Source organism: Klebsiella sp. C360 (assembly GCF_048822415.1).
Taxonomy (GTDB): domain Bacteria; phylum Pseudomonadota; class Gammaproteobacteria; order Enterobacterales; family Enterobacteriaceae; genus Klebsiella; species Klebsiella quasipneumoniae.
Map to the genome: position 1 here is coordinate 19,479 of NZ_JBMEZZ010000014.1, position 14,738 is coordinate 34,216.

Sequence of the window (14,738 nt, forward strand, 5' to 3'; positions counted from 1 at the left end):
CGGCGGAAACGACAAGCACTCAGGCAGGACGCACGCCCAGCGTATGACAGATGGCGTAGCTCATTTCGGCGCGGTTAAGGGTGTAGAAGTGGAAATCTTTTACCCCTTCCCGACTTAAGATCTTCACCATGTCCATGGCGATATTCGCCCCCACCAGCTGACGGGTTTCGGTGTCATTATCCAGCCCTTCGAACATTTTCGACATCCACACCGGGATACGAACGTTGGTCATATCCGCAAACTTTTTCGCCTGTTTAAAGTTGGAAACCGGCAGGATACCCGGAATAATTTCCACGTCGATGCCCGCCGAGACACAGCGATCGCGAAAACGCAGGTAGCTTTCCACATCGAAGAAGAACTGGGTGATCGCGCGGTTGGCGCCTGCCTCGACTTTGCGTTTCAGATTGAGCAAATCCGCCTGCGCGCTTTTCGCTTCCGGATGCACTTCCGGATACGCGGCGACGGAGATATCAAAATCTCCCACCTCTTTCAGCAGAGTGACCAGATCGGCGGCGTACATCTCCGGTTTACCGCTGCCCGGCGGCAGGTCGCCGCGCAGAGCGACGATATGGCGGATGCCGTTGTTCCAGTAATCCTGGGCGATAGTGCGCAGCTCATCGCGAGTAGCATCGATACAGGTCAGGTGCGGCGCCGCTTCCAGACCGGTTCGCTCTTTAATACCTTTGATGATGCTATGGGTGCGATCGCGCTCGCCGGAGTTCGCGCCATAGGTCACCGAGACAAACTTCGGTTTCAGACTGCTCAGGCGATCGATGGATTTCCACAGGGTTTGCTCCATTTCACTGGTGCGCGGCGGAAAGAATTCAAAGGACACATTAATCTGGCCCTGGACTTCCGCCAGGCTCTGATTCAGGGCTTCCCGCTGATTGGCGTGAAAAAAGCTCATACCTTACCTCATCAATCGCATGTAATGGCTGTTGTATTGCGAACTTCTATACGTTTAGACGTCCAGATGTAAAAATGACGGAAAAGCGCCCGGGCGTCAATAGAAAAATCTGCGTAAAGAGTGAGGAAAAGGCTGCCTACATGAAAAAACTTCATCTACCGGCGCTTTGCCAGCCGATAGAGCCCGCTCTGCGGTCAACATGGGGTAGGACGATGTTCAGCATGGGACGAGCGAGCCGTCAGGTGATCATCCAGCAGTGAGAGCCATTGCCGCACGGCTCCTGCCTGGTGAGGCGCATAGATCACCCCAAGGCTTAACGGCATGCTGTCGCCTTCAGCGACAGGACAGAACACTACCCCCTGACGCTGGATGGCGGAAAAGGACGCCGGCAGGAGGATCATGCCTTCCCCACGCGCGATTCGCGCCAGCAGCACATCATGTTCGGCAGGCTCTTCCACATAAGCGGGGGTATAGCCAGCCCGGTCGAAAATGCGCCGCGTGTAGTCAAAGAAATCGGGGTTACGCTCGCGTTTAAACCAGAACAGCGGCCGATGATTGAGCTCGCTTAGCGTTAACGCTGGTATGACGGCTTCCGGCCAGGAGGCTGGCACTGCCGCGATGAGCGGCTCCTGATACGGCAATGGATGCAGGTGCAGCCCTTCAGTATTGAGCGGCAGCGCGACCAGCGCCGCATCGAGTTTGCCTTTGCGCACCTGCTGCGCCAGCGCCGGTGAGGCGTGGCGGGTGATATGCAACCCGCGGGTATGTTCGCTCAGCGCAGATTCAACAGCAGCGAAAATGCCTTGTTCGAAGGCGGTGGTCACGCCCAGACGCAGAGACGGCGGCGAGTGAACGGAGAGCTCACTCAATGCCGCCAGCGTGCGTTCCTGGAGCGCCAGCATGGGCCGAATGATCGCCAGCACCTCTCTGCCCGCGTCGGTAAGGATCAGGCCTTTGCTATGGCGCTGAAACAGCGTCACCCCCAGCTGCGCTTCCAGATAGCGCATATGGCGACTCAGCGGCGGCTGCGAGATAAATAACCGCTGCGCCGCCCGGCTGATGTTATTTTCCTCCGCCACCACGGCAAAGGCACGCAGCAGGCGGATATCGAGAGAATGTAATCGCGAAGTTGTCATACTGAAAAGGTATCACGAAAAGGGTATTACTCAAGTCCGGTAAACTTCCCTACCCTTCCTCTCAACGCATCATCACAGAGAGGAAAAAACGATGTCCAGCGAACGTTATACCACCGGTCAGGAAATGCTTCAGCGCGTGGACGGTAGCGGCGGGGAGGCCGTCGTTAACAGCCTGCGGGATATTGCCCCCGACTTCGCCCGCTATCTGATTGAGTTCCCCTTCGGCGATATTTACGCCCGGCCAGGGCTTGATTTGCGTAGCCGGGAAATCGCCACCATCGCCGCGCTCACCGCGCTGGGTAACGCCGAGCCGCAGCTGAAAGTGCATATTGCCGCGGGATTAAATGTCGGTCTGACGCAAGAGGAAATTACGGAAGTGATCATGCAGATGGCGGTCTACGCCGGCTTCCCGGCGGCGCTAAACGGCCTGTTTGCCGCTAAAGCAGTTTTTGCGGCGCACTAACAAAAAAGACCAGGCCGCGCCTGGTCTTTTTCCCAGGACTACAGCAGCTGCGCCAGACGGTTAATATCCGACTGGATCGCCCCGGCGGTCACATCGCGCCCGGCGCCGGGCCCGCGGATCACCAGCGGATTATCGCGATACCAGCGGCTTTCGATAGCGAACACGTTATCGCACGGCAGCAGCGCCGCCAGCGGGTGCTCTTCGCGTACCGCCTCCACGCCGACGCGTGCTTTGCCGTTGGCATCAAAACGCGCCACGTAGCGGAGCACCAGCCCCATCTCGCGGGCCGCCTCCAGGCGCTGCAGCATCTGCTCGTTCAACTCTTCGCCATTCTCAAAGAAGTGATCGACCGAACCCTCTTCACAGTGCGCCGGGACCAGTGATTCCACGCGCACCTGATCCGGCTCGATGTCGTAACCCGCTTCCCGCGCGAGGATCACCAGCTTGCGCATCACATCTTTACCGGACAGATCGACGCGGGGATCCGGCTCGGTCAGACCCTGCTGCCACGCCTGATCCACCAGGTCGGTGAACGGCACGGTGCCATCAAACTGCAGGAACAGCCAGGAGAGCGTTCCCGAGAAGATACCGCTCAGGCCGAGGATGGTATCGCCGCTGTCGATCAGGTCGCGCACCGTATGGTTCACCGGCAAGCCGGCGCCCACGGTGGCGTTATACAGCCAGTGGCGCCCTGTCTTCTCAAACGCGTCGTGGATCTGGCGATACTTATCGCTACTGCTGGCCCCCGCCAGCTTGTTGGCGCTGATCACGTGGAAGCCATGGCTGGCGAAATCAAGATACTGGTCGGCCAGCTGCTCGCTGGCGGTGACGTCCAGCACCACTAAATCATCATACGGGTGCGCGCGCATCCACAGGAACAGCGACTCTTCATCCTGCTCCACCGCTTCATCGTTGAAGAAAGCCAGCGCCCGGCTGGCGTCCAGCCCGTCGTAGTTCAGCAGACTGCGTTTACTGTCGACCACGCCGGCGAGCACAAACTCAAAGCCGGTGCGCGCCGAGAGCGTGGTTTGTTCACGGGCGAACAGCTCCAGCCAGCGGGAACCGATGTTCCCTTTGCCGAACAGCATCAGGCCGATACGCTTTTCGGCACGAAATAAGGACTGGTGCAGCCCCTGGATCAGGCTTTCCGTCGGCCCGGCGCGCAGGACGGCCACCAGGCTGATCCCCTCTTCCGACTGCCAGGTGAACTCCACCGGCTGCCCTTTCAGCTGCTGCCAGAAACGGTGGCAGTGCAGTGGGTTACGGGTGACGCCCGCGCCCACCATCGCCACCAGCGCCAGCTTCTGACGCAGACGCAGCTCGCCCGGCAGACCTGCCTCATCGAGCAGCTTCAGCGCGCTGTCGGCCACCTCGGAGGTATAGCAGAACTGCAGCAGTTTGCGGTCGGCATGGACGCCAACGGCTAACGGGCGCAGCTGGGCGCGTTTGAGCAGGGCGTCCAGCTCTTTATGCGCCAGTTTGAAATCGTGACCGGCCGGCACCTGGAACTCCACCAGGCAGACATCGTCATGGCTGGTGACAATCCGGGCGCCAGTACCGGAGGCCAGCACGCGCTCAATGCGCGTGGAACCCTGTTCCGGCGTATAGCTGCAGCGTAACTGCAGATCGATATCGCTGGCGGAAACCGGCTGTAGCGTGCGGGCATGGAGCACCGGCGCGGCCAGACGCGCCAGCTCGCTGGCTTCGTCCAGACGCAGCAGCGGCAGCAGACAGGCGTCTTTCACCTTGCGCGGATCCGCGCTGTATACCCCGGCGACGTCGCTCCAGATAGTGACGCGGGAAGCGCCCGCCAGCGCGCCGATCTGGGTGGCAGAGTAGTCAGACCCGTTACGGCCCAGCAGGACGGTTTCACCGGCCTGGTTGCGGGAGATAAAGCCGGTCACCACCAGACGCTTGTTAGGATGCTGCGCCATCAGCTGCTGCAGCAGTGGATAGGATAATCCTTCATCCACCTGCGGCTGCGCGGCGCGTTCCGCGCGCAGGAACGCGCGCGCGTCCAGCCAGGCGGCTTCCATTCCCAGCTGGTTGAGAACCGCCGCCATCAGGCGCGCGGACCATACTTCCCCATGGCCGACCACTTCCGCATAGACCGCTTCGGAAACCCCGCCGTCCAGCAGACCAGCCAGACGCTCAAGGTCGTGGATAAAGGCGGCGATCAACGTATCCGCCGCCGCAGGCTCCACCAGACCGCCAATCAGCTCGGTGTGATAGCGGCGAAGCGACTGCTGAACCTGATGCGCAGCAAGGCGATCGCTCTGGCTAAGCTTAAGCCAGCTGATCAGCTGGTTGGTGGTGCTGCCAGCGGCGGAGACGACCATCATGTCCCCCGCCTGCGAATACTCCTTCATGATCCCCGCGACGCGCAGGTAACATTTCGCATCCGCTAAACTACTCCCACCAAATTTGTGCAGCTGACGACCCTTCGCCCCTGCCTGCGCAATCACACTCATCTTTATTCCTCGTTTGCTGCCCGGAAGCCATTTTCCAGGTCGGCAATTAAATCTTCACCATCTTCGATACCGGTCGAAATACGCAGGAGCGTTTCTGAAATTCCGGCGGCGGCACGCGCTTCAGGCGCCATGCCGGCATGCGTCATCGTTGCCGCATGGGAAATCAGGCTTTCAACGCCCCCCAGCGATTCCGCCAGTGTAAACAGCGACAGCCCGCTCAGGAAGCGGCGCAGCGTCTGCTCGTCACCGTCCAGCTCGAAGCTTAACATTGCGCCAAAACCTTTTTGCTGACGCGCCGCAATTTCATGCCCCTGGTTTTCCGGCAGCGACGGATGATACAGCTTTTTCACGAGCGGCTGGGTTTTCAGATACTCGACGATCGCCAGGGCATTACGTTGCGCCACTTCCATGCGTGGAGAAAGCGTCCGCAGCCCGCGCAACAGCAGATAGCTGTCGAAGGCGCTGCCGGTGACGCCAATGTTATTCGCCCACCATGCCAGTTCGGTGACAGTCGCCGGATCGTTGGCAATCACCACCCCGGCCACCACATCAGAGTGACCATTAAGGTATTTAGTACAGGAGTGCAACACCAGATCGGCGCCCAGCGCCAGCGGGTTTTGCAGCGCCGGACTCAGGAAGGTGTTATCGACCACGCTGATCGCCCCGGCTTCGCGCGCCAGACCACAGATTTTCGCAATATCCACCACCCGCAGCAATGGATTACTTGGGCTTTCGACCAGCACCAGCTTCGGTTTTTCCGCCAGCGCCGCCCGCAGCGCTTGCTCATCGTTTTGATCGACGAACTGAACGCGATAGCAGCCGCGCTTCGCCAGGCTATCGAACAGACGGTAGCTGCCGCCGTAGCAGTCGTGCGGCGCCACCAGCAGATCGCCAGGCTTAAGGAACACCGTCGTCACCAGCAGGATCGCCGACATACCGGTATTGGTCAGCACCGCGCCAGCGCCGCCCTCCAGCTCCGCTAAAGCGCGCTGCACCACATCACGCGTCGGGTTGCCGCGGCGGGAATAGTCGTGAGCGCGAGGTTCATTAAAGTCGGTGAAGTTATAGGTACTGGAGAGGTGGATCGGCGGGACAACGCAACCGTACTGCTCGTCGTCATTTAAACCGCTACGCACTGCGATGGTGGCCTGTTTACGCGTCATGTTGGGAAGTTCCTGGGCTGAATCGGTGAAAAGTCAGGCTCCAGAGTAAACATTGTCACAATAGACGTCAATACATCTGGACATCTAAACTTCTTTGCGTATAGATTGAGCAAAGTGCAAATAGCCGTTAAAATTATATGCATTAGCGCACGTCGGCGGCGGCTTATCTCATGTCAGAAAGCCTGCGCATACGGTAAACTACGCGCGATTATAGCCCGGGCGGAATATTCTGGCCCTTCACTAATAAACAGAGGATTAAGGTATCTCATGGCTGAATGGAGCGGCGAATATATCAGCCCATACGCTGAGCACGGTAAGAAGAGTGAGCAAGTAAAGAAAATTACGGTTTCCATTCCTCTGAAGGTGTTAAAAATCCTCACCGATGAACGCACGCGTCGTCAGGTGAATAACCTGCGTCACGCGACCAACAGCGAACTGCTGTGCGAAGCGTTCCTGCATGCCTTTACCGGACAACCGTTGCCTAACGATGAAGACCTGCGTAAAGAGCGCAGCGATGAGATCCCGGAAGCGGCGAAAGCGATTATGCGTGAACTAGGTATCGACCCGGATACGTGGGAATACTGAGACGATAAAAAGGGCGGAAGCGTGCTTCCGCCCTTTTTCTTTCCCGCCCAGGCAGGCGAGAGACACAAAAAAGCCGCCCTGAGGCGGCTTCTTCTGGCAACTTACTTGCTGCCCGGGATGCTGAAGCGCTTGTTGAAGCGGTCAACACGGCCACCGGTAGCAACATCACGCTGTTTGCCGGTGAAGAACGGGTGGCATTTGCCGCACACGTCGAGGTTCAGGTCGTGACCTACGGTGGAGCGGATTTTCATGACATTACCGCAAGAACAGGTAGCAGTAATTTCGTCGTAATTTGGGTGAATACCTTTTTTCATGGGAGAACCTCAGTTAAGGCCGCGTCGCTCTTCCAGCCCTAACGCCAGACACCACGCGATATTAGTAATTTCCCGTCGCCCTCTACGCTGCTGACAGCGTGAAGCACGCGGTAATGGTCAATCTTCAATGCGATATAAAGCGCATCAAAGGCGGCGAATCATACAGAATTTGACCAGCATATGCAAACTGATCCGCGCCGCCTTATCGTAATGTGTATACTATCCCGCCAGATTTCAAGTCAGGAAGATGACATGCCCGTCGCCCACGTTGCCCTACCCGTTCCGCTACCGCGCACTTTTGACTATCTGCTGCCTGAAGGCATGGCGGTCAAAGCGGGCTGTCGGGTGCGGGTGCCGTTCGGCAAACAGGAGCGGATCGGTATTGTCGCGGCGGTCAGCGAACGCAGCGAGCTGCCGCTGGACGAGCTAAAACCGGTCGCGGAAGCGCTGGACGACGAACCGGTCTTCTCCGGTACCGTCTGGCGGCTGCTGATGTGGGCGGCTGAGTATTACCATCATCCGATTGGCGATGTGCTGTTCCATGCGCTGCCCATTCTGCTGCGCCAGGGCAAACCCGCCAGCGCGACGCCGCTGTGGTACTGGTTCGCCACCGAGCAGGGGCAGGCCGTCGACCTTAACGGTCTGAAACGCTCGCCGAAGCAGCAGCAGGCGCTGGCGGCGCTGCGCCAGGGAAAAATCTGGCGTCATCAGGTTGGCGAACTGGAATTTAATGAAGCGGCGCTGCAGGCGCTGCGCGGCAAAGGGCTGGCGGAGCTGGCCTGCGAAGCGCCCGCCCTCATCGACTGGCGCAGCGCGTATTCGGTTGCCGGCGAACGCCTGCGTCTTAATACCGAGCAAGCCACCGCCGTCGGGGCGATCCACAGCGCCGCCGATCGCTTCTCCGCTTGGCTGCTGGCGGGTATTACCGGCTCAGGGAAAACGGAAGTCTATTTGAGCGTGCTGGAGAATGTGCTGGCGCAGGGGCGCCAGGCGCTGGTGATGGTGCCGGAGATCGGTCTGACGCCGCAGACCATCGCCCGCTTCCGCCAGCGCTTTAACGCGCCGGTGGAAGTGCTGCACTCCGGACTCAATGACAGCGAACGTCTTTCGGCCTGGCTGAAGGCGAAAAACGGCGAAGCGGCCATTGTGATCGGCACCCGCTCCTCGCTGTTTACCCCGTTTAAAGACCTCGGCGTCATCGTTATCGACGAAGAGCATGACAGCTCCTACAAGCAGCAGGAGGGCTGGCGCTACCATGCCCGCGACCTGGCGGTATGGCGCGCCCACAGCGAACAGATCCCGATTATTCTCGGCTCGGCGACGCCGGCGCTGGAGACCCTGCATAACGTCCGCCAGGGCAAATACCGCCAGTTAACCTTAAGCAAACGCGCGGGCAATGCGCGCCCTGCCCAGCAGCACGTGCTCGATCTCAAAGGGCAACCGCTGCAGGCGGGTCTGTCTCCCGCGCTGATTAACCGTATGCGCCAGCATCTGCAGGCGGATAACCAGGTGATCCTGTTTCTTAACCGCCGCGGCTTTGCGCCAGCGCTGCTGTGCCACGACTGCGGCTGGATAGCGGAATGTCCGCGCTGCGACAGCTACTACACGTTGCACCAGGCGCAGCACCATCTGCGCTGCCACCATTGCGACAGTCAGCGCCCTATCCCGCGCCAATGTCCCTCCTGCGGCTCCACGCACCTGGTGCCGGTGGGTATCGGCACCGAACAGCTGGAGCAGGCCCTGGCGCCGCTGTTCCCTGACGTGCCTATCTCGCGTATCGACCGCGATACCACCAGCCGCAAAGGGGCGCTGGAGGAGCATCTCGCCGCCGTCCATCGCGGCGGGGCGCGTATTTTAATTGGCACCCAGATGCTGGCCAAAGGCCACCACTTCCCGGACGTCACCCTCGTCTCCCTGCTGGACGTCGACGGGGCGCTGTTTTCCGCGGATTTCCGCTCCGCCGAGCGTTTCGCTCAGCTCTATACCCAGGTCTCCGGGCGAGCGGGACGGGCAGGAAAACAGGGCGAAGTGATCCTGCAAACCCACCATCCTGAACACCCTCTGCTGCAGACCCTGCTGTATAAAGGCTACGACGCCTTCGCCGAACAGGCGCTGGCAGAGCGGCAGACAATGCAGCTACCGCCGTGGACCAGCCATGTGCTGATTCGTGCGGAAGACCATAACAACCAGCAGGCGCCGCTGTTTTTACAACAGCTGCGCAATCTGCTGCAGGCCAGTCCGCTGGCCGACGACAAGCTATGGGTGCTCGGTCCGGTTCCGGCGCTGGCGCCGAAGCGCGGCGGCCGCTGGCGGTGGCAGATATTGCTGCAGCATCCTTCGCGGGTACGCCTGCAGCATATCGTCAGCGGTACGCTGGCGCTGATCAATACGCTGCCGGAGGCGAAAAAAGTGAAGTGGGTGCTGGATGTCGATCCTATTGAAGGGTAAGCCTTCTCTTGCGAGCCGGATCGAAAAATTTAACAAGCATCACGTTTTTCATGAAAATTCTGTAACTCACTGCCGCGACTATCTGATAAAAATGATGCAGCAGTTAGCGCGCAAGGGAAATGCCAGCGCCATTCAGCGAGGAGAAACCAGGTGAAGCCCAAAAAACAAGTGGTTGCCGCCACCATGAAAGACGTCGCCTTAAAGGCAAACGTTTCCACGGCAACCGTGTCCCGAGCGTTGATGAACCCTGATAAGGTGTCGCAAGCCACCCGTAACCGGGTCGAGCAGGCGGCGCTGGAAGTCGGCTATTTACCGCAGTCGCTCGGACGCAATATGAAGCGCAACGAATCGCGGACGATCCTCGTGATCGTCCCGGATATCTGCGATCCCTTTTTTAGCGAAGTGATCCGCGGTATTGAAGTCACTGCCGCCGAGCACGGATATCTGGTGTTAATCGGCGATTGCGCCCACCAGAATCAGAAAGAAAAAACCTTTATCGACCTTATCATCACCAAGCAGATTGACGGCATGGTGCTGCTCAGCTCGCGCCTGCCGTTTGACGCCAGCGTGGAAGAGCAGCGTAATTTGCCGCCGATGGTCATGTCGAACGAGTTCGCGCCGGAGCTGGAGCTGCCCACCGTCCACATCGATAACCTGACGGCGGCTTTTAACGCGGTAAACTATCTTCACGAGCTGGGACACCAGCGTATCGGCTGCATCGCCGGCCCGGAAGATATGCCGCTGTGCCATTATCGCCTGCAGGGTTACGTGCAGGCGCTGCGCCGCAGCGGTATCACCGTTGATCCGCACTATATCGCTCGCGGCAACTTTACCTTCGAAGCTGGCGCCAATGCGCTGGAGCAGCTGCTGTCGCAGCCGGTACCGCCCACCGCGGTCTTTTGCCATAGCGATGTGATGGCGCTGGGCGCCTTATCGCTGGCGAAACGCCGCGGTCTGAAAGTGCCGGACGACCTGTCGATTGTCGGCTTCGATAACATCGCGTTGTCTGAATTTTGCGATCCGCCATTGACCACCGTGTCACAGCCGCGTTTTGATATCGGCCGTGAAGGAATGCTGCTATTACTTGAGCAAATGCAGGGTCATAACGTGAACAGCGGCTCGCGCCTGCTCGATTGCGAACTGATTGTTCGCGGCAGTACGCAAAAAATCAGACGATAACCATCAGGCTTTCGGGCCTGCTCTTCTGGTCAAAGGCCCGCCGCTTAAGTAACATGGCGGGCTGACGAACGAATATAAGACAGCGAAACGATAGTGGCACAACGAGATTATGTACGCCGCAGCCAACCGGCTTCTTCGCGGCGCAAAAAGAGCACTACCCGAAGCTCAAGGAATAAGCAAAGCAGCCTCCCGGCAATTTCACCGGCTATGGTGGCGATCGCGGCGGCTGTGCTGGTGGCCTTTATCGGTGGACTCTATTTCATTACGCACCATAAGAAAGAAGAAGCGGAAGCGATGCAAAATCGCCAGGCCGCCGGCAACGGCTTGCCGCCAAAACCGGAAGAGCGCTGGCGCTATATTAAAGAGCTGGAAAGCCGCCAGCCGGGCGTTCGCGCGCCGACCGAACCGACCGCCGGCGGCGAAGTGATGAAACCGGAGCAACTGACCGACGAACAGCGTCAGCTGCTGGCCCAGATGCAGGCCGATATGCGTCAACAGCCGACTCAGCTGACCGAAGTGCCGTGGAACGAACAAACGCCGGCCCAGCGCCAGCAGACGCTGCAGCGCCAGCGTTTAGCGCAGCAACAGCAGCAGGCGCAACAGCAACAGTGGGCGCAAACTCAGCAGCAGACCGTGCAGCAGCCGCCGCGCGTTCAGCAGCCGAAGCCGGTCCAGCAGCAACAGCCGAAGCAGACCGCGTCAAACCAGCAGCCGTACCAGGATCTGCTGCAGACGCCGGCGCACACTACGACTACGCAGCCGCGCGCGCAGGCCGCCGCGCCGGTGACTCGAGTGGAGGAAGCGCCGAAAACGACCGCCGAGAAAAAAGACGATCGTAGCTGGATGATCCAGTGCGGCTCCTTTAAAGGCGCCGAGCAGGCCGAAACCGTCCGCGCTCAGCTGGCTTTCGAAGGGTTTGCCTCGCACATCACCACCAACAACGGCTGGAACCGCGTGGTCATTGGCCCGCTGAAAGGCAAAGAAAGCGCCAACGAGATGATCACCCGCCTGAAGATGGCTGGACACGCGAACTGCATTCGTCTCGCCGCCAGGGGTTGAAACCCTCAAAATCCCCCCCATCTATAATTGCATTCGGCCCCGCGGACAGCGCGGGGCCCCTGTTCCGCTTTTGCAACCAAGGGGTCTGCTCGTGACTACAATTGTAAGTGTTCGCCGTAACGGCCATGTTGTTATTGCCGGTGATGGCCAGGCCACGCTGGGCAACACCGTAATGAAGGGCAACGTGAAAAAAGTGCGTCGTCTGTACAACGATAAAGTGATTGCCGGTTTCGCTGGCGGCACCGCCGACGCCTTCACGCTGTTCGAACTGTTTGAACGCAAACTGGAAATGCACCAGGGCCATCTGGTGAAGGCCGCCGTTGAGCTGGCTAAAGACTGGCGAACCGATCGGATGTTGCGCAAGCTGGAAGCGCTGCTGGCCGTCGCGGACGAAAACGCGTCGCTTATCATCACCGGTAACGGTGACGTGGTACAGCCGGAAAACGATTTGATTGCTATCGGCTCCGGCGGTCCTTACGCCCAGGCCGCGGCCCGCGCGCTGCTGGAAAACACCGATATGGGCGCGCGCGATATCGCCGAGAAAGCGTTGGATATTGCAGGCGATATCTGCATCTATACCAACCATTTCCACACCATCGAAGAATTACCTTCTAAAGCGTAAGGATCTCCCATGTCTGAAATGACCCCACGCGAAATTGTCAGCGAACTGGACAAACACATTATCGGCCAGGACGCCGCCAAGCGTTCTGTTGCTATCGCCCTGCGTAACCGCTGGCGCCGGATGCAGCTTAACGAAGAGCTGCGTCATGAAGTCACGCCGAAAAACATTCTGATGATCGGCCCAACCGGCGTCGGTAAAACCGAAATCGCTCGTCGTCTGGCGAAACTGGCCAACGCGCCGTTTATTAAAGTTGAAGCGACGAAGTTCACCGAAGTGGGCTATGTCGGTAAAGAAGTGGACTCTATCATCCGCGATCTGACCGATGCGGCGATCAAAATGGTTCGTATGCAGTCCATCGATAAGAACCGTTACCGCGCGGAAGAGCTGGCGGAAGAGCGCGTGCTTGACGTGCTGATCCCACCGGCGAAGAACAACTGGGGCCAGACTGAGCCGTCGCAGGAACCGTCTGCGGCGCGCCAGGCGTTCCGTAAGAAACTGCGTGAAGGCCAGCTGGACGATAAAGAGATTGAAATCGATCTCGCTGCGGCGCCGATGGGCGTTGAAATCATGTCCCCTCCGGGCATGGAAGAGATGACCAGCCAGCTGCAGTCCATGTTCCAGAACCTCGGCGGCCAGAAGCAGAAACCGCGTAAGCTGAAAATCAAAGACGCGATGAAGCTGCTGATTGAAGAAGAAGCGGCCAAACTGGTCAATCCGGAAGAGCTGAAGCAGGAAGCCATCGACGCTGTTGAGCAGCACGGTATCGTCTTTATCGACGAAATCGACAAAATCTGTAAGCGCGGCGGCAACACCTCCGGCCCGGACGTCTCCCGTGAAGGCGTACAGCGCGACCTGCTGCCGCTGGTGGAAGGCTGCACCGTCTCCACCAAGCACGGGATGGTCAAGACCGACCACATCCTGTTTATCGCCTCCGGCGCGTTCCAGGTGGCCAGCCCGTCCGATCTGATCCCGGAACTGCAGGGGCGTCTGCCGATCCGCGTTGAGCTGAAGGCGCTGACCACCCATGACTTCGAGCGCATCCTGACCGAACCGAACGCCTCCATCACCGTGCAGTACAAGGCGCTGATGGCGACCGAAGGGGTGAATATCGAATTCACCGAAGACGGTATCAAGCGTATCGCTCAGGCCGCATGGCAGGTAAACGAAACCACCGAGAACATCGGCGCGCGCCGTCTGCACACCGTGCTGGAGCGCCTGGTGGAAGATATCTCCTATGATGCCAGCGAGATGAACGGCCAGACCGTCACTATCGATGCCGAATATGTGAGTAAGCACCTGGATGTTCTGGTGGCAGATGAAGATCTGAGCCGTTTTATCCTATAATCCGGTGCAATGCATTTTCATCACTGTTGATGGGGGCTATCGCCCCCATTTTTATTGGCTAAAATAACTATGACTGATATCAGCCGTTCTCAGGCGTGGCTGGAAAGCCTGCGTCCTAAAACGTTACCGCTGGCGTTTGCCGCGATTATTGTTGGCACCGTCCTTGCCTGGGAGCAGGGGCATTTTGATCCCTGGGTCGCCCTGCTGGCGCTGATCACCGCCGGCTTGCTGCAAATTCTTTCCAACCTCGCCAATGACTACGGCGACGCGGTCAAGGGGAGCGATAAACCGGACCGCATCGGGCCGCTGCGCGGGATGCAGAAAGGGGTGATTACCCCCCAGCAGATGAAGCGCGCCTTGATTGTCACCGTCGCGCTGATCTGTCTGTTTGGTCTGGCGCTACTGTGCGTCGCCTGGCAGAGCGTCGGCGATTTCATCGGTTTCCTCGCGCTGGGTGGCCTGTCGATCGTGGCCGCCATCACCTACACAGTGGGCACCCGCCCGTATGGTTATATTGGCCTCGGTGATATTTCGGTACTCGTTTTCTTCGGCTGGCTGAGCGTCCTCGGCAGCTGGTATCTGCAAGCCCACAATGTGGAAGCGGCCATTTTTCTGCCGGCAACGGCCTGCGGTCTGCTGGCGACCGCCGTACTGAACATCAATAACCTGCGTGATATCGACAGCGACCGGCAGAACGGGAAGAACACCCTCGCCGTGCGCCTGGGGCCGGTCAATGCCCGCCGCTATCATGCCTGCCTGCTGCTCGGCGCCCTGCTGTGTCTGGCGCTGTTTAACCTGCTGGCGCTGCATTCTGCCTGGGGCTGGCTGTTTATTCTCGCCACGCCGCTGCTGGTCAAACAGGCGCGTTACGTCCTGCGCGAATCCGATCCGCTGGCGATGCGGCCGATGCTCGAAAAGACGGTCAAAGGGGCTTTACTGACCAACCTGCTGTTTGTTATCGGGATTATTGCCAGTAAGCTGGCGGCTTAACTGACAAATATCAATTAACAATTGATGATTTTGCCAACAATGCGATTCGCGGGATAT

Annotated in this window: 13 protein-coding genes; 8 read left to right on the plus strand and 5 right to left on the minus strand. The window is 59.0% G+C overall.

Annotated elements, in window-relative coordinates; translation table 11 throughout:
* Positions 1 to 19: 19 nt before the first annotated feature.
* Both metF and ACOI7D_RS24055 read right to left on the minus strand, forming a co-directional pair.
* On the minus strand, positions 20 to 907 hold the full coding sequence (gene metF, locus ACOI7D_RS24050) for a methylenetetrahydrofolate reductase (protein ID WP_109546767.1): 888 nt from the start codon (positions 905 to 907) through the stop codon (positions 20 to 22).
* Between the two features lie 194 nt (positions 908 to 1,101).
* Entirely contained in the window at positions 1,102 to 2,043 is a 942-nt protein-coding gene (locus tag ACOI7D_RS24055; protein WP_109546769.1) for a LysR family transcriptional regulator, read from the minus strand.
* A gap of 91 nt (positions 2,044 to 2,134) precedes the next feature.
* Between ACOI7D_RS24055 and ACOI7D_RS24060 the strand changes: the two genes are divergently transcribed.
* Positions 2,135 to 2,506, plus strand: coding sequence for a carboxymuconolactone decarboxylase family protein (locus ACOI7D_RS24060; protein ID WP_023291530.1), 372 nt, complete (start codon positions 2,135 to 2,137; stop codon positions 2,504 to 2,506).
* 38 nt (positions 2,507 to 2,544) lie between these two features.
* On the opposite strand, the gene ACOI7D_RS24065 is transcribed toward ACOI7D_RS24060, so the two are convergent.
* Positions 2,545 to 4,977 (minus strand): bifunctional aspartate kinase/homoserine dehydrogenase II, encoded by a 2,433-nt coding sequence (locus tag ACOI7D_RS24065; RefSeq protein ID WP_023291529.1) that lies wholly within the window; start codon positions 4,975 to 4,977, stop codon positions 2,545 to 2,547.
* Positions 4,978 to 4,979: 2 nt separating this feature from the next.
* Positions 4,980 to 6,140 (minus strand): cystathionine gamma-synthase, encoded by a 1,161-nt coding sequence (gene metB / locus ACOI7D_RS24070; RefSeq protein WP_004203678.1) that lies wholly within the window; start codon positions 6,138 to 6,140, stop codon positions 4,980 to 4,982.
* A gap of 267 nt (positions 6,141 to 6,407) precedes the next feature.
* On the opposite strand from metB, the gene metJ reads away from it, so the two are divergent.
* Positions 6,408 to 6,725, plus strand: coding sequence for a met regulon transcriptional regulator MetJ (gene metJ / locus ACOI7D_RS24075; protein ID WP_002882924.1), 318 nt, complete (start codon positions 6,408 to 6,410; stop codon positions 6,723 to 6,725).
* A gap of 101 nt (positions 6,726 to 6,826) precedes the next feature.
* Here metJ and rpmE read toward each other — a convergent pair whose 3' ends face one another.
* Positions 6,827 to 7,039, minus strand: a complete 213-nt coding sequence (gene rpmE, locus ACOI7D_RS24080) for a 50S ribosomal protein L31 (protein WP_002882922.1) — start codon at positions 7,037 to 7,039, stop codon at positions 6,827 to 6,829.
* A gap of 252 nt (positions 7,040 to 7,291) precedes the next feature.
* On the opposite strand from rpmE, the gene priA reads away from it, so the two are divergent.
* From priA to menA, 6 genes are all read left to right on the plus strand, one after another.
* Entirely contained in the window at positions 7,292 to 9,487 is a 2,196-nt protein-coding gene (priA, locus tag ACOI7D_RS24085; RefSeq protein ID WP_044520924.1) for a primosomal protein N', read from the plus strand.
* A gap of 150 nt (positions 9,488 to 9,637) precedes the next feature.
* Entirely contained in the window at positions 9,638 to 10,666 is a 1,029-nt protein-coding gene (cytR, locus tag ACOI7D_RS24090) for a DNA-binding transcriptional regulator CytR (RefSeq protein ID WP_004203676.1), read from the plus strand.
* A 93-nt stretch (positions 10,667 to 10,759) separates the two neighbouring features.
* A complete protein-coding gene (gene ftsN, locus ACOI7D_RS24095) occupies positions 10,760 to 11,725 on the plus strand; it encodes a cell division protein FtsN (RefSeq protein WP_071997579.1) in 966 nt (321 codons plus the stop codon).
* 91 nt (positions 11,726 to 11,816) lie between these two features.
* Positions 11,817 to 12,347, plus strand: coding sequence for an ATP-dependent protease subunit HslV (gene hslV, locus ACOI7D_RS24100; protein WP_002882918.1), 531 nt, complete (start codon positions 11,817 to 11,819; stop codon positions 12,345 to 12,347).
* Positions 12,348 to 12,356: 9 nt separating this feature from the next.
* Positions 12,357 to 13,691 (plus strand): HslU--HslV peptidase ATPase subunit, encoded by a 1,335-nt coding sequence (gene hslU, locus ACOI7D_RS24105; protein WP_002882917.1) that lies wholly within the window; start codon positions 12,357 to 12,359, stop codon positions 13,689 to 13,691.
* 69 nt (positions 13,692 to 13,760) lie between these two features.
* On the plus strand, positions 13,761 to 14,681 hold the full coding sequence (menA, locus tag ACOI7D_RS24110) for a 1,4-dihydroxy-2-naphthoate polyprenyltransferase (RefSeq protein WP_004203673.1): 921 nt from the start codon (positions 13,761 to 13,763) through the stop codon (positions 14,679 to 14,681).
* Positions 14,682 to 14,738 lie beyond the last annotated feature (57 nt).